Origin of the sequence: Flavobacterium cutihirudinis (genome assembly GCF_003385895.1) — a bacterium.
GTDB classification, from domain to species: Bacteria; Bacteroidota; Bacteroidia; order Flavobacteriales; family Flavobacteriaceae; genus Flavobacterium; species Flavobacterium cutihirudinis.
Map to the genome: position 1 here is coordinate 92,595 of NZ_QRDQ01000009.1, position 16,073 is coordinate 108,667.

General features: G+C 34.6%; 11 protein-coding genes. 5 read left to right on the top strand and 6 right to left on the bottom strand.

Features of this window, described 5'->3' with window-relative positions:
• Positions 1-103: 103 nt before the first annotated feature.
• The 5 genes from BD847_RS11450 to BD847_RS11470 form a co-directional block, all read right to left on the bottom strand.
• Positions 104-424: a DUF6660 family protein gene (locus tag BD847_RS11450; RefSeq protein WP_115888419.1), complete on the bottom strand. Its 321-nt coding sequence runs from the start codon at positions 422-424 to the stop codon at positions 104-106.
• 160 nt (positions 425-584) lie between these two features.
• Positions 585-2,009 (bottom strand): SusD/RagB family nutrient-binding outer membrane lipoprotein, encoded by a 1,425-nt coding sequence (locus BD847_RS11455; RefSeq protein ID WP_115888420.1) that lies wholly within the window; start codon positions 2,007-2,009, stop codon positions 585-587.
• Positions 2,010-2,021: 12 nt separating this feature from the next.
• A complete protein-coding gene (locus tag BD847_RS11460) occupies positions 2,022-5,210 on the bottom strand; it encodes a SusC/RagA family TonB-linked outer membrane protein (protein ID WP_115888421.1) in 3,189 nt (1,062 codons plus the stop codon).
• A gap of 800 nt (positions 5,211-6,010) precedes the next feature.
• Entirely contained in the window at positions 6,011-6,700 is a 690-nt protein-coding gene (locus tag BD847_RS11465) for an SIMPL domain-containing protein (RefSeq protein ID WP_115888422.1), read from the bottom strand.
• 52 nt (positions 6,701-6,752) lie between these two features.
• Positions 6,753-7,391, bottom strand: coding sequence for a rhomboid family intramembrane serine protease (locus BD847_RS11470; RefSeq protein ID WP_115888423.1), 639 nt, complete (start codon positions 7,389-7,391; stop codon positions 6,753-6,755).
• A 112-nt stretch (positions 7,392-7,503) separates the two neighbouring features.
• On the opposite strand from BD847_RS11470, the gene BD847_RS11475 reads away from it, so the two are divergent.
• Entirely contained in the window at positions 7,504-8,391 is an 888-nt protein-coding gene (locus tag BD847_RS11475) for a lysophospholipid acyltransferase family protein (protein ID WP_115888424.1), read from the top strand.
• A 186-nt stretch (positions 8,392-8,577) separates the two neighbouring features.
• The gene (locus BD847_RS11480; protein ID WP_115888425.1) at positions 8,578-10,059 is read left to right on the top strand and encodes a glycosyl hydrolase; all 1,482 of its coding nucleotides are present in this window, start codon (positions 8,578-8,580) and stop codon (positions 10,057-10,059) included.
• Between the two features lie 67 nt (positions 10,060-10,126).
• On the opposite strand, the gene glmM is transcribed toward BD847_RS11480, so the two are convergent.
• Entirely contained in the window at positions 10,127-11,515 is a 1,389-nt protein-coding gene (glmM, locus tag BD847_RS11485; RefSeq protein ID WP_115888426.1) for a phosphoglucosamine mutase, read from the bottom strand.
• Between the two features lie 384 nt (positions 11,516-11,899).
• Between glmM and BD847_RS11490 the strand changes: the two genes are divergently transcribed.
• The 3 genes from BD847_RS11490 (at position 11,900) to BD847_RS11500 (ending at position 16,066) form a co-directional block, all read left to right on the top strand.
• The gene (locus BD847_RS11490) at positions 11,900-12,484 is read left to right on the top strand and encodes an acyl carrier protein phosphodiesterase (protein WP_115888427.1); all 585 of its coding nucleotides are present in this window, start codon (positions 11,900-11,902) and stop codon (positions 12,482-12,484) included.
• Between the two features lie 29 nt (positions 12,485-12,513).
• A complete protein-coding gene (gene ggt / locus BD847_RS11495) occupies positions 12,514-14,196 on the top strand; it encodes a gamma-glutamyltransferase (RefSeq protein ID WP_115888428.1) in 1,683 nt (560 codons plus the stop codon).
• Between the two features lie 85 nt (positions 14,197-14,281).
• Positions 14,282-16,066, top strand: coding sequence for a chloride channel protein (locus tag BD847_RS11500; protein ID WP_115888429.1), 1,785 nt, complete (start codon positions 14,282-14,284; stop codon positions 16,064-16,066).
• The last annotated feature ends 7 nt before the right edge of the window (positions 16,067-16,073 follow it).

The window sequence follows — 16,073 nt, forward strand, 5'->3', positions numbered from 1 at the left end:
GCGCGAACAGTAAGCATAGTGCAAAAAATATTTTACAGCATGCTGTAGTGATTCTTAAAAAAGAAAAATCACTAACCGAATTGCAACACAATTCAAAAGAAAATTAAGCGAAAAATTTAGGCGGCTCCCATATATTTCCGGAGTATCTGGAAATAACCTGGCAGTCTCTTATTACCGTATTTTTAACGGTATAATTGTTTTTTGGAAGATTAAAATCCGGTAATTTGAACTGGACTTTTATAACGGAAACACTACAGCAGGCACACTGGCAAAAAGGTGTACAATGATCATCATCGTCCTGACTATGACTGTGGCTGGTTTCCTGAAGTTTGGTGTTATCTGTACAATTATTATAAACATCACTGCATGGCACTGCAAGAAGCGCCATAATGTATACTAATAATATTGTTGATATCCATTTCATTACAAATACAAATGTATGAAATAATTTATGCAATCGGATTGCAAAGTCGCAAAACCAAGTTGCAAATCTCCGTTTTCAGCACAATTTTAAAATCAAAAAGCCTGAAAAATTAAATTTTCAGGCTTTTTTTATATTGCTTTATCAAAGCATTCAATACTGTTTATTTTGCATCAAACCACAATTTTGTAGTAAGAAGATCTTTACCTTGAATTGCAATTGCAGCCTGATAACTGTCGCCATTCAACGATTGTTCTGTACCAGGATAAAAGAAACGTGAAGGTAATTTTCCGTCCAAAACCGTATTTGGTCCTGCTTTTAATACAGGATAATCCAATCTTCTCCACTCTGTAAAAGCATCAAGTCCTTGTCCGTAAAATGCAATCCATTTTTGTGTCCCTATCGATTTGGCATAATTTGTCGCATCATATTTCACACTTGTCTGATTAAGATAATTAGAAATAACAGTCGCATCAGTAATACCAAATTGAATAAATGATGCCGTAATTGCATTTTTATAAAGCTGTTCTGCATCACCCGAAATATAGCCTCGAGCTACAGCTTCAGAAAGATTAAACAACACCTCCGAATAAGAGAAAATTACAGCCGGTGAAGACGAAGTAAGGAAATAAGTTCCCGGTTTTGATGTTTTGGCAAAACCCTGACTATTCGCATCGCTATTTGATAATCCGTTTGCACCTCCAACATATTTACCAACAGTTGCATCTGATGGAAGTTGCGCATAAACTGGCAAGCGAGGATCAGAAAACTCATTTAGTTGATCCACCATTGTTTTAGAAATACGGAAATCATCACGTGTTTCAAACCATGCTGAAGCAGGGTTTTGCTGAGGCGAACTCGTGTAAGTGAACTTAAATGTTTCAGCATTACTGCTAATTAATCCTCCTGCATCTGTTGTTGCATCAATTACGGCTTGTTTCGCTAAAGCTGGTTCTTTGTCCGAAATTCTTAATGCGATACGCAAACGAAGGGAATTTACCAGTTTTTTCCATTTTGAAACATCTCCTTTATAAGCCAAATCACCTGTTACACTACCACCAGAAGTATTAAGTAAAGATTGTGCTTGTTTCAAATCTTCAAGCAATCCTGTATAAACCTCTTTTTGAGTATTATAGGCCGGCGTTACTTTTTGACCTGCTTCTTTATAAGGAATACTTCCGTAAGCATCAGTCAACAATAAAAAAGTCCATGAACGTAACGTCAATGCAATTCCTTTATAATTTGAATTTGCTTGCGCTTCAGGAAAATTAATAATGGTATTTAAATCTGTAATAAGAGTTGCATAACCTGTATTCCATAACGTTGTGAAAGACGTGTTGGATACATCATATCTGTCCGGTTCCGTATATTGTATTTTTGCCCAATGCTGAACAAATAATAATGACGAGTTAAAGTTATTAACGTCTCCCCAATATAAATCGGCGCCTTGTTTTAATGTTCCTGTCAACAAGTATGGAGCCAAAGGAGTTTCAGTTGCATTTGGATTTGCATTAATATCATCCAGTGTATCGCTGCAAGAACCCAGTGTCAGTGCGAAGAGTGTTATATATGATAGTTTTTTTAACATGATTCTGAGTTTTTAGAATTTAAAATTAAAATTAAGACTGAAATTTCTAGTCGTTGGCAACGCCAAACTCTCTAATCCTTGTGCATTTCCTGTATTGAAAGCTGTTTCAGGATCGATATTCGGTACTTCTTTGTAAATAAAGAAAAGATTACGACCCGCAGCGGTAACACTTGCTCCCTGAAGTCCCAGTTTCTTAACCAGTTTTTTATCAAAATTATAAGTAAGTCTTACCTCTCTAAGTTTTACATAAGTTGAGCTATAAATATAAGCTTCACTGATATTGTAAGATGACTTATAGTATTCTTGTGCACTAATTAGCTTATTGTTAGGAGTTCCATCTGCCAATACACCACTAAAAATCATTCCATCATCATAAACCACCGCTCCACTTGGAGCTACTCCTCCGTTCACTAAAGTTTTCGGATTTGTAGTAACGTTACCCGGGTAATAATAACTTAATCCGCCATTGGCTGCATCACGTCCAGGAAGTGTTTGCGCTAGTACACCTGTATAATTTCCGGTTCTGTTTGTTCCTGAAAAAAGTTCTCCACCTACACTGGCATCCACAAGAACAGAAAGTTCAAGATTTTTATACGTAAAAGTATTTGTAGCTCCTGCTAAATAATCAGGCGTATAATGTCCTAAAACTTTTTTCGTTGGATCCGCTTTTGGAAGTCCATTAGCACCTACAACAATATTTCCGTTCGCATCACGCTCATAAGCTGTTCCATAAAGAGCACCATAAGCTTGTCCTACAGATGCTAATACATCAACACCTCCTGAAGAACCTATTGTGTAGTTTTGAATCTTTTTATCGTAATCAAGAATTTCTACTTTACTTGTATTCTTAGAATAGTTTACACCAATATTCCATTTGAAATCTTCCGTTTGAATAGGAGTTCCGTCAAGCTGAATTTCAACACCATGATTGTTTATTTTTCCGGCATTAATTAATTGTGAATTATATCCACTTGAAGCCGTTGTTTTGATTTCCAAAATTTGGTCAAAACTATCTGTATCGTAATAAGCAACATCAAAATGCAATCTATTTTTCCAGAAAGAAGCTTCTACACCAAGTTCTGTAGAACGTGTAGTTTCAGGCTTCAGGTTTTCATTCAATTTTTTCTGTGACGAAGTTTGAATTGGATTTCCGTCGAACGCCGTTTGAAAATTGTAAACCGTAGACAATTGGTACGGATCTGCATCGTTACCAACTTCAGACCAACCTCCACGTAATTTTAAGAAATCAAGTGTATTGCTTTTTATATTCAAAGCATCTGTCAAAACAACGCTACCATTCACCGAAGGGTAAAAATAAGAACGGTTACTGCTTGGTAATGTTGACGACCAATCGTTACGTGCTGTAAGGTTTAAGAAAGCATAGTTTTTATAACCCAATTGCGCCGATGCATAAGCACTATACACTCTCAATCTTGATAACGTATTCGAAGATGTCAACGGATCGCGTGAATTTGTCAATGTATACAAATCAGGTACAGCCAAACGTGGCGCTTTTTGATAATTGTTTGCATCGCTGTGATTACGAACGTTGAATCCCGTTAAAGCATCTAAGCTAAAATCATCATTTAATTTTTTAGTATAAGTAAAAATACCTTCCGTATTTCTTTCTTCTACCGTGTATGCGTCTTCAGCATAAGACCCAAAAGGTGTTCCGTTTGTGCCATACTTAATCGTATATTTTCTACGATCGTTATAATAGTCAACTCCTGTACGGAATCTAAAATTAAGTCCCTCAGCAAGTTTTGCGTCCAAATGAATATCCCCAATCAAACGATTACGCTTTTGGCTGGTTGTGTTGTAATAAGCATTCCAATACGGATTACTATAGTAGCTGTTATTCCAGTTTCTTGTCCAGTCATTGTTCAAGTCATTAATATTTACCTGACGACCAAACCAAAGAAACTGCAACATTACACCCGCCGCACGTCCACCAGATGGACCACCCGGAAGTGCTGGAGCATCTGTAACAATGTAATTTCCAGTTACACCAACTTTAATACTTTTAGACAATTCGTAATTGGCATTAACAGTAAAATTTGTTTTATTGATTTCACTATTAGGCACAGTTCCTAATTGTTTTTGATTGTTTACTCCTAAACGGAAATCTGATTTTTCATCTGATTTGGCAACCGAAATACTGTTATCATATGTAAGACCAGTATTAAAAAAGTCCTTCACATTATCCGGATTTGCTACAAAAGGTACAGCTTCTCCATTAGAATAAAATTGTGGAATAAGACGTCCATCCAGTTTTGGTCCCCAACTTTCATCAACACCATCATTTATACCGCCACCTTTACCATCAACATAACTGAATTTTCCGTTGGATCCCTGACCAAATGAATTTTGAAAAGTAGGCAAAGTTGTCACCTGAGCCACTGTAATTCCAGTACTCACGCTTACTCCCAAACCTTTCTGACCTTTTCCTGATTTTGTAGTTACAAGAACAACACCATGTGCCGCACGCGATCCATAAAGAGCTGCTGCATTTGGTCCTTTCAATACCGTCAATGTTTCGATATCCTGCGGATTTAAATCGGAAATTGCATTTCTAAAATCACGAGTTGCACCACCAGAATTCAACTGAGAGTTATCTACCGGAATTCCGTCCACAACAAAAAGTGGCTGGTTATTTCCTGCGATCGAAGTTTCTCCACGAATAATAATACGTGAAGATCCCATATCTCCTTGTGAATTGGTAATACGAACTCCCGCCAGTTTACCGGTAAGACTATTTAAGAAATTCGTTTCTTTTGTATTTACCAAATCTTTCCCTTTAAGCGACTGAGTAGTATATCCTAAAGATTTCTTTTCTTTTGTAATACCAAGTGCAGTAACTACAACTTCTGACAACACATTTTGTTCTTCAGTAAGGGAAATTACAACCGAATTTGCGTTAACAGTTGTCTCTAACTTTTTATATCCCAAAGAACTTACTAATAATGTATAAGGGAATTTTTGACCTGTTTGGAAAAAGAATTTTCCATCTATATCTGTTACAACACCGTGCGTAGTACCTTTTATGTTTATTGAAGCTCCAATAACAGGCTCCTTAGTTACGGCATCTATTACTGTTCCTTCGAGTTTGGACTGAATCAACGGTTTGGCTTCCTGAGCTTTAACCGTAATGGAAATCAACAAAATACATAACCATGTATATCTTTCTAATTTTTTTTTCATTACTTTGTTTTAGTTTAATAATAAGGCGAGCAGAAAACATATTTTATTGATTTTTGCTTTCCTTCAAGAGATCTACAATTTCTTTAAGCTTCACCATTTCTGTTCCTGCAGAGATGGTTTCTTATTTGCAACACATTCGTTTTTTCATTTCTATTTTTTTTTATTTAATACTAGTTGAGAGGATTACAAGATTTCAACCGCAAATACAGGTCAATCTTATTTTAATTTTGGTATAAAAGAGGTCTGAAGGATTTTTACTATGATATCGATTTACAATACTTAAAACACAAATACTGATTTTTATTCAAAAAAAGCTTTCTGCCGACCTAATATTTTATACACTTTGCATGTTTTAAACTCTACTAATTTGATAGAACAAAAGTATGTTAAAAATTTTAACTTAAAAACTTTATTCGCTTTTTTTGCAAAAAAAATGTTAACTGAAGTAACTAAAAGGTTTTAGTTTCCTAAAAACAAACTAGTTAGCAAAAACCTTTTTTTTCTCGCTCCGTAAGATTTTTTTTAAACTTTTAACTTCAAATTAGCATTTAGCTTAGTTTTTAATGAATTCTATTATCCTAAATAATGCGATTTACTTATCTAAATTTCTCCTAAAAAAAAATCCAAACTCCATTTAAATTGGGGTTTGGATTTTATTAATTCTAAAATTTGAATTGAGAAAAATGCTCAATAAAATTGTGATTTTACATATAAAGAAGAAATCAGCACAGCGCAAAAAAAAAATCCAAACCCCAATAATGAAATTGGAATTTGGATTTAAGTATATCTGATTTAAAAATTTAGTCCAGAATAAAACTTACGCTAACATTTGCAGTAATTTCGATTTCTCCGATTGCCAGTGTCTCATTAGATGCACCAGCCGAATCAGCTTCTTTCATTCTCATCGCTGCATAAACTGGCTGCGGGCGATAAACTTGTGAATTATCAGAAATAGTAAAAGCTTTTCCGATTTTCTGACCTAAAACTGACACGTAATCTTCCGCTTTTGCTTTAGCATCTTTCATAGCTAATTTTCTAGCTTCAGCTTGCAATTGCGCTTCTTTAGAAGATTCGAAAGATACTCTGTCGATACGATTAATACCTTGCTGAACCAAGCCTTCCATCAATTCGTCATATTTAGACAAATCTTTCACTACAATTTCAACAGTTTGAGTAGCGTTGTAACTTGTTTTCTTTTTCTCATAATCGTATTGCGGATTAAGAGCAACTTGCTTAGTTTTGAAATCTGCCGTCGGAATGTTCATTTTCTTGATGAACTTTAAAACAGCATCCATTTTTTCGTCGTTTTGCTTTTTGACGTCTTTAGCATTATTCCCTTTTGTTTCAACAGTTGCTGAAATACAAACCTGATCAGGCGCTACTTTTACTTTTCCTTCCCCATTAACATTGATTAAAGGGATTTGTTTTGTTTCCTGGCCGTAAGACATAGTCATAAACATGATTGTTAAAAATAATACTAATTTTTTCATTTTTGTTATATTTAAATTATTTGATTAGCTCATTCCAAAAGTTGTGCCAAGCTTACAATTTGCCAAATTTTGCCATAACAAAAAGTATTATAATCGGGATTGCCAATAGGATTACCATTAAACTATGATCGGTAATTAATGATGGAGCTTTTATCAAAGTAATTAAGTATCCGCCAATTGCGCCACCAAAATGTGCTGTGTGACCAATATTATCATTTTTAGCCTTCATTCCGTAAATTGAATACAATAAATAAAGAATTCCGAAAAGATAAGCCGGAATTGGAATAATGCCAAAAATCCCCAGCATCATGTCCGGTTCAAATAAAATTGCCGAATACAAAACACCGGTTACGGCTCCAGACGCACCAACTGCACGGTAGCTATAATCGTTTTTATGAAATAATAATGTAAGTAAACTTCCAAAAATCAAACTTCCAAAATAAATCATAACAAAGGAAAAATTTCCTAACCATTCTATTACAACCGGAGCAAAGAACCAAAGCGTAAACATATTGAAAACCAAATGCATTATGTCAACATGCAAAAATCCGGATGACACCATTCTTAGCTGCTCTCCGGAACGAATACTTCCAATGTGGAATTCATACTTTCTAAAAAATGCGTAATCATTAAAACCTTTATAACTTATCAAAACGTTGGCAACTATAATCCCAATTAAAATGGTATTCATATATAATATTTATTGTGAAATGTAAAGATAGTCATTCTTAAACATAAGTTAGCAAGAAGCCAAAATATCGTTGGTTATCCATTTTTACTTTATATTTGTAAAAAAATTTTACATGCAATTTCTTGTCTATATTTTAGCCTACCCTTTCCTTTGGCTTATATCTATACTTCCATTTAGAATATTTTACTGGTTTTCAGATTGCGTTTATTTTCTTGTATACCATGTTATTGGTTACAGAAAAAAAGTAGTTCGTGAGAATCTTGCACTTACTTTACCACATTTAAGCGTTTCTGAAAGAAAAGAAATTGAAAAGAAATTTTATCAGCACATGTGCGATATGTTTCTGGAGATGATTAAAACGATGACCATCTCTCCTGAAGAAATGGAAAGAAGATTCACTATTACTAATATGGATCTTTTTCACGAATATGAGAAAAAAGGCAAAAGTGTCATTTTGGTTGCATCACATTATGCAAGTTGGGAATGGCTTTTGACATTGAACAAAAGAATGATTTTTAATGGTGTTGGGGTTTATAAAAAAATTGCCAATCCGTATTTTGACAAGCTCATTCGAAAAATCAGATCAAAATACGATGCTACTTTGGTTGAAACCAAAAAGGCAATCCCTATGATGGCACAAAATCAGCGTGACGGCATATTGAGTTTATATGGTCTAGCAAGTGATCAATCGCCAAAACTGGATCGTATTTTTCATTCGATGAAATTTATGGGAATTGAAGTTCCTGTTCATACCGGCGCTGAAATGCTGGCGAAAAAATACGATTTAAGCGTAATTTTTATTAAAGTCAAAAAAATTGGAAGAGGTTATTATGAAGCAACGATTGTTCCAATTGCAGACGATCCAAAAGAGTATGAAAACTTCAAAATTACCGAACTCTATTTGAAGGAAGTTGAAAAACAAATCCTCGAAGCGCCAGAATATTATCTTTGGACACATAAAAGATGGAAACATCGTGTTGATACTGAAAACAAAAAATAAAAAAAAGTCCGAAAAACTGCTAATTGTTTTTCGGACTTTTTTATCAAAAACAACTTAAATCACTTATAATCAACAGATAAATAAATTTGATGTGTTTTTGTAATGATTTTTTTAGCACAATAAAAAGAGGAAACAATTTAATTTTGATATTCCTTAATTATCGCAAAAAACGAAAAATCATTAAGCATGATCAAAAAATTACTTTCTACTATTTTAGTGTTATTTACCTTTTTAACTATTGCTGCTCAAAGTCCCAAAAGAGGAATTGCCTACGGATATCATTCAAAAGCAGATATGTTAGCCTTAAAACCCGGCCTTTCTTGGTGGTATAATTGGTCGCCAGAACCCGATGCAGATTTAAATTCAGATTATGAATCACTCGGAGTTGAATTTGTTCCGATGGCTTGGGGAAAAGTTAATGATGCAGATGTTGACGCCTTTATCAACAAAATTAAACCAGGAGCAAAATACCTGATTGCTTTTAACGAACCCAATTTTAATGACGGCTCAAGATTAACACCGCAAGATGCTGTAAATGCCTGGGTAAATATTGAAAAAATAGCAACTGCAAAAAACCTTGAAATAATAAGTGCTTCTCCTGCATACAATGGTCCGGACAGCTATGGCGGTTATTCAGATCCTGTGGCCTGGCATACTGATTTTTTTAAATTATGTCCTACCTGTAAGGTTGATTTCATTGCTTTCCATACTTATGATGCAACAGCAGGTTCTGTAATAGGCGTTACCGGGCTTCTCAAAAAGTTCAATCGCCCTTTGTGGATTACTGAATTTTCGAACCGCGTAATTCAGAGTGCTGAAGAAAAAATCGCTTTCATGAAAGAAATTCTGACTTCATACGAAAATGACCCTGATATTTTTCGTTATTCATGGTATTCAGGAAGGGTTAACCCGAGTTGGAAAGATATGGCTGAAAATCCATTATTAGACAAAGAAAGCGGTGTTTTAAGACCCATCGGAAAAGAATACATCAATGTACCTTATACTGCAAAAAAAATAAATGTTCCCGGCCGAATTCTTGCGAATAGACATTACAGACGAAAAGGAACTACTTTGCAAAGCACATCAGATTCTAATATAACCCAAAATGTTGGTTCAATCGATGAAGGTGACTGGAATGAATTTATGCTAAATGTTACTGATGCGGGAACCTATAATCTGACTTTTAGAATGGCCTCTATCAATGAAGGCAAATTTGATATTCTTGTAAATGACGTTCTTGTAAAAACAGATGAAACGTTTCCGGCAACAGGCGATTTTCAAACTTATACGAATAAAATTGTAAACGGAGTCAACTTACCAATTGGAGAAGTTTATCTTAAAATTAAATTTAAATCAAATGATATGAATTTTAATTTTATTGATGTTACAAAAGCAACACTTGGCATTGATGAGTCAGAATTTGAAAAAGATAATTTAACCCTTTATCCAAATCCGGTTAAACATCAATCTATTCTTCATGTAAAATCAGCTACAACAGAACCTTTTACAATACAAATAATCGATATGAAGGGAACTATCTGTTATTCTTCCACAGATTATTTCACAAATCAGGATATTAAAATTGGAGAAAAACTGGCGTCCGGAGTTTACATTGTCAATGTATCTTATGGCGCGATAAAAAAATCAATTAAAATAATAAAGAACTAATTTTTAAATACAAAAAAGCCTCTTTCGAAATTTCAAAAGAGGCTTTTTAAATCTTAAAACGCAAAAATTAAATTCCTGCGATTACTTTAATTTCATCAATGATTCTTAAAGCTAATTTATCTGCTGCATCTTGTGAAGGCGCTTCAGTATAAATACGAATAATTGGTTCTGTATTTGATTTTCTTAAATGAACCCATTCTGTAGCAAAATCAATTTTTACTCCATCAATAGTAGAAATATCTTCATTTTTATATTTATCAGTCATCGCTGCTAAAATCGCATCAACATCGATTTGAGGAGTTAATTCGATTTTATTTTTACTCATGAAATATTCCGGATAAGAAGCTCTTAAAGCCGAAACTGACATTTTTTTATTCGCCAAATGAGTCAGAAACAATGCAACTCCAACCAAGCTATCTCTACCATAATGCAATTCAGGATAAATGATTCCGCCATTTCCTTCTCCACCAATAACAGCATTATTTTTTTTCATTAATTCAACAACGTTTACCTCACCAACTGCACTTGCTTCATAACTTCCGTTATGTGCTGAAGTAACATCGCGCAAAGCACGTGACGAAGACATGTTAGAAACGGTATTTCCAGGCGTTTTGCTTAGCACATAATCAGCGCAGGCAACAAGTGTATACTCTTCTCCAAACATTTCTCCGTCTTCAGAAATAAAAGCCAGACGATCAACGTCAGGATCAACTACAACTCCTAAGTGTGCACCTTCTTTTACAACCAATTCAGATATATCAGTCAAATGCTCTTTTAATGGCTCCGGATTATGCGGGAAATGACCGTTTGGCTCACAATATAATTTTACCACTTCAACTCCCATTTGCTCTAAAAGCTTTGGAATAATAATTCCGCCAGATGAATTTACTCCATCTACAACCACTTTAAATTTGGCTGCTTTTACCGCTTCAATATCAACTAAAGGCAAGTTTAAAACTTCATCAATATGAATATCCATATAGGCATCATTCAAAGTGATTTCGCCTAAATTATCAACATCCGAGAAATCGAAAGCTTCCGCTTCAGCAATTTCCAAAATTCTTGCACCGTCAGCTCCGCTTAAAAATTCTCCTTTTTCATTCAATAATTTTAAAGCATTCCATTGTTTTGGGTTGTGAGATGCTGTTAAAATAATTCCACCATCGGCTTTTTCAAGAGGAACCGCAACTTCGACAGTTGGCGTTGTAGAAAGTCCAAGATCGATTACATTAATTCCTAAACCAATTAATGTGTTCACAACAAGATTGTGAATCATTGGTCCCGAAATACGTGCATCACGGCCAATTACGACAGTCAATTTGTCTTTTGAAATATTATTTTTTAAAAAAGTACCGTATGCCGATGCAAATTTTACTGCATCAACAGGAGTTAAATTATCTCCAACTTTTCCTCCTATCGTACCACGTATACCTGAAATTGATTTTATTAAAGTCATTTTTATTAGTTATCGTTATTTGTTACAAATATAGAAAAGTTACTAAGCTTCTTAGATACTAAGCTGGTAAGAATTTTTAAAAAAGTTGCTAAGCTGTTAAGACAGTAAGGTTTCTTATAAAGATGCTAAGCTACTAAGACACTAAGCTACTAATGTTTTTTTTCTAAAGATGCTAATACATTAAGCTACTAAGATTTAAATATTAAATTTTGAAGCAATGAAGTCTTCCCTAAAATGATGTAAAAATCTTTTCATACTTTTACTAAAATAACATAGTAACTAAAGATCCTTAGTCGCTTTTTAGCGCCTTTATAGTTAAGTATTACAACAGCTATATAAAAAACTTAGTATCTTAGTGTCTTAGCAACTTAGCACCTTAAAAAAATGAATTTCCTAGCCCATATATATCTTTCAGGTGAAAATGATCTCATAAAAATCGGAAATTTTATGGCCGATGGAATTCGCGGAAAACAATTTGAACATTTTCCTTCCGAAGTTCAAAAAGGAATTCTGTTGCATCGCTTCATTGATACTTACACCGATTCGCATGATACTTTCAGACAAAGCACAAAACGCCTTCACGAAAAATACCATCATTATGCCGGTGTGATTGTAGATATTTTTTATGATCATTTTTTAGCCAAAAACTGGTCACAATATTCAGATGAAAAATTAGAAGATTTCGTTAGCCGATTCTATAATTCACTCCATAACAACTATTCTATACTGACCGAAAAAACACAAGGTTTGATGCCTTATATGATTGAAAGAAACTGGCTTTTGAGTTATAGGACAGTTGAAGGAATTCATAACATACTGACGCAGATGGACAGAAGATCGAAAAATACTTCAAAAATGCAGTTTGCCAGCGAAGAACTAAAAGAATTCTACAATGAATTTGAAACTGAATTCACCAGTTTTTTTGAAGAAATCCAAGAACAATCCAAACAAAAATTACTGTCGCTATAAATCACCAGATATAAAACATATTTTCTGATATGAAAAAAATTACACTTTTATTCACATTCCTTTCTATCGCCGGTTTTGCTCAGGAAGGAACCAAGCCAACAGGTTTAGTAACTTCAAAAGCAATGGTCGTTTCCGCACGAGAAGAAGCGTCAAAAATTGGTGTAGAAATCATGAAAAAAGGCGGTAATGCTTTTGATGCTATGGTTGCCACCGAATTGGCTTTGGCTGTAGCCTATCCTTATGCGGGAAATCTTGGCGGAGGTGGTTTCATGGTTTACCGAAGAGCAAATGGCGAAGTTGGAAGTCTGGACTATCGCGAAAAAGCACCTCTTGCCGCTACAAAAGATATGTTTCTCGACAAAGATGGAAATGTAATTAAAGGAAAAAGCACCGAAACAGCTCTGGCAATAGGCATTCCCGGAACTGTTGCTGGTGTTTTTGCAGTGCATAAAAAGCTAGGTTCAATGCGAATGTCAGAAATTCTAAAACCTGTTATTGCACTTGCAGAACGAGGCGTAATTGTAACGCAGAAGCAACAAAAACAACTGGAATCTTATCATGATGCTATTGTAGCCGTAAATGGTCCAAACACACTTATGGCCGGAAAATTCAAAGAAAATGATACCATCAAATATCCAGCGCTTGCCCAAACTTTAAAACGCATTTTAAAAAATGGTCGAGGTGAATTTTACAAAGGAGAAACAGCTCGCATTTTAGTCGAATATCTTCAGGGAAAAGGTGGAATTATAACACTAAAAGATTTAGCAAGCTACGAAGCAAAATGGAGAAAACCACTTCAGTTTACTTATAAAGATTTAAAAATAACGTCTATGTCGCCTCCAAGCAGTGGCGGTATTTGTTTGGCTCAGATTATGAAAATGCTTGCACCATATGATTTATCAAAAATGGGACATAACAATGAAAAATCAATTCAGTTAATTGTTGAAGCCGAAAGAAGAGCTTACGTAGACAGAAGTCAGTTTTTAGGCGATCCTGATTTTGTAAAAATTCCGATAAATGGTCTTTTATCTGATAATTATTTAAAAGAAAGAATGTCCAGTTTTAATGAAAACAAAGCCAGTCTTTCCTCAGAAATAAAAGAAGGAAATATCACGTACAACGAAAGCACCGAAACAACTCATTATTCTATAGTAGACAAATTTGGCAATGCCGTTGCCGCAACCACTACAATCAATGATGCTTTTGGTTCTAAATATTATTGCGATGAACTGGGCTTTTTCTTAAACAACGAAATGGACGATTTCAGCGCAAAACCAGGTTCTCCAAATATGTTTGGATTGGTAGGAAACGAAGCTAATAGTATTGCCCCTCAAAAAAGAATGTTGAGTTCTATGACACCAACCATTGTAGAGAAAGACGGGAAATTGTTTATGGTTGTAGGTTCGCCAGGCGGTTCTACAATTATAACATCGGTTTTACAGGCAATTTTAAATGTTTACGAATACAATTTAAGCATGCAGGAAGCTGTGAATGCTCCGCGTTTTCATCATCAATGGTTACCCGATCTAATCACTTTTGAACCAAATGCTTTTGATACCACCACGATTGATAAATTAAAGGCCAAAGGATACTTGATTAATGAGAAAACAACTCCGGTAATTGGAAAACTCGACTGCATTTTAGTATTACCAAATAAAAGCCTCGAAGGCGGCGCTGATTATCGTGGAGATGACACTGCTGTAGGTTTTTAAAATTGCTTTTGAATTTTATAATTAAAATCGTGCAAATTTGAATGTTAAAAGTTAAATTTGCATTATCCCTAACTTTTACAGAAGAATGCTAAAAAAATATTTTAGAAAACTAGAGAGCATTATTGCTTTGGCTCAGTCATTAATGACTCCAAAACAGTTTATATTTTTATCAAGTGTTCTAATTGGAGTTTCATGTTCATTCGCGGTAATCGTTTTAAAAACTTTCGCACACAGCGTTTTTTCTTTTGCAACTTATATAAACGGAATCTTAAAATTAAGTTTCATCAACAGTATACTTCCTATAATTGGTATAGTGCTGACTGTTTTTGTAGTCAAGAAAGTACTAAATGGTACCATTCAAAAAGGAACCTCACAGATTTTATATGCGGTTGCAAAGAAAGCCAGTATCATTCCGAAAAAACAAATGTATGCCCAAATCGTAACCAGTTCCCTAACAGTTGGTTTGGGTGGATCTGCAGGTCTTGAAAGCCCAATCGTTGTTACCGGTGCTGCATTTGGATCTAATTTTGCCCAAAACTATAAATTAGCATATAAAGACAGAACTTTACTTATTGGTTGTGGCGTTGCAGCAGGAATTGCAGCCGCTTTTAATGCTCCAATTGCCGGCGTTCTTTTCGCTATCGAAGTTTTATTGGTCGACGTTAGTATTTCGGCCTTTACTCCTATTATGATTTCAGCTGCAACAGGTGCTTTAGTATCAGCGATTGTGCTGGATGAAACCATTTTGTTGTCTTTTAGAAAACAAGAAACTTTTAATTATCACAATATTCCTTTCTATGTTATGCTTGGTGTTTTAACTGGTTTCATGGCCGTTTATTATGCGCGAAATTTTCAAAGAATCGAACACTATTTTGCTTCATTAAATATTGGCGCCTACAAAAAGGCTTTAATTGGCTCTTCGCTACTGGCGTTACTTATTTTTATATTTCCGACGCTTTTTGGAGAAGGTTATGAAAGCATCAAAACATTATCTGAAACTGATCCAGGAAAGCTACTAGACAATACCTTATTTGCTGATTTTCGAAATAATCAGTGGATTTTGCTGCTTTTTATAGGTTGTACGATGATGGTAAAAGTTTTTGCCTCCGGACTAACAATTGGAAGTGGAGGAAATGGAGGAAACTTTGCTCCTTCTCTTTTCTTAGGATCTTATCTGGGTTATTTCTTTTCAAAATTTGTTACTTTAATTGGATTATCAAAACTGCCTATCAGTAATTTTACAATGGTAGGAATGGCCGGAATTTTAAGTGGATTATTTCATGCTCCTTTAACGGCAATTTTCCTTATTGCAGAAATCACTGGAGGTTACGGCTTAATGATTCCGCTTATGATTGTTTCTTCTATAAGCTTTGCAATTTCTAAACGCTTTGAAAAATATTCACTGGATGTTAAAGGTTTGGCTAAAAAAGGACATGCTTTTACAAGTAATAAAGATTCAAATATTCTGTCGACTCTTGACATTGATTCGATCATTCAATGCGATTATTTAACGGTTCATCCCGATGAAAACCTAAGTAGACTGGTTGATCTTATTTCGCATTCGAATCAGGTTGTTTTTGCGGTAGTAAACAATGAAAAAGATCTTGTTGGAGTGGTACATTTTAATGACATCCGCGAAATTATTTTCAATGCTTATCGCGTAAAGTATACCGCTATTAAGGACGTAATGAAAACGCCACCCGCAACAATTTCTTCATACGACAGCATGGAAATCGTAATGACCAAGTTTGAAAACTCCAAATCAGCATTTCTTCCGGTATTACGAAACGATAAATATTATGGTTTCATTTCAAAATCGATTGCATTGGAAGCTTACAGAATGAAACTAAGATCGATGACGATTGAATAATTTTTTG

Excerpts from the sequence above, each read along its gene's own strand:
- BD847_RS11450 (WP_115888419.1), bottom strand. The coding sequence starts at position 424 with ATGAAATGGATATCAACAATATTATTAGTATACATTATGGCGCTTCTT.
- BD847_RS11455 (WP_115888420.1), bottom strand. The coding sequence starts at position 2,009 with ATGTTAAAAAAACTATCATATATAACACTCTTCGCACTGACACTGGGT.
- BD847_RS11460 (WP_115888421.1), bottom strand. The coding sequence starts at position 5,210 with ATGAAAAAAAAATTAGAAAGATATACATGGTTATGTATTTTGTTGATT.
- BD847_RS11465 (WP_115888422.1), bottom strand. The coding sequence starts at position 6,700 with ATGAAAAAATTAGTATTATTTTTAACAATCATGTTTATGACTATGTCT.
- BD847_RS11470 (WP_115888423.1), bottom strand. The coding sequence starts at position 7,391 with ATGAATACCATTTTAATTGGGATTATAGTTGCCAACGTTTTGATAAGT.
- BD847_RS11475 (WP_115888424.1), top strand. The coding sequence starts at position 7,504 with ATGCAATTTCTTGTCTATATTTTAGCCTACCCTTTCCTTTGGCTTATA.
- BD847_RS11480 (WP_115888425.1), top strand. The coding sequence starts at position 8,578 with ATGATCAAAAAATTACTTTCTACTATTTTAGTGTTATTTACCTTTTTA.
- glmM (WP_115888426.1), bottom strand. The coding sequence starts at position 11,515 with ATGACTTTAATAAAATCAATTTCAGGTATACGTGGTACGATAGGAGGA.
- BD847_RS11490 (WP_115888427.1), top strand. The coding sequence starts at position 11,900 with ATGAATTTCCTAGCCCATATATATCTTTCAGGTGAAAATGATCTCATA.
- ggt (WP_115888428.1), top strand. The coding sequence starts at position 12,514 with ATGAAAAAAATTACACTTTTATTCACATTCCTTTCTATCGCCGGTTTT.
- BD847_RS11500 (WP_115888429.1), top strand. The coding sequence starts at position 14,282 with ATGCTAAAAAAATATTTTAGAAAACTAGAGAGCATTATTGCTTTGGCT.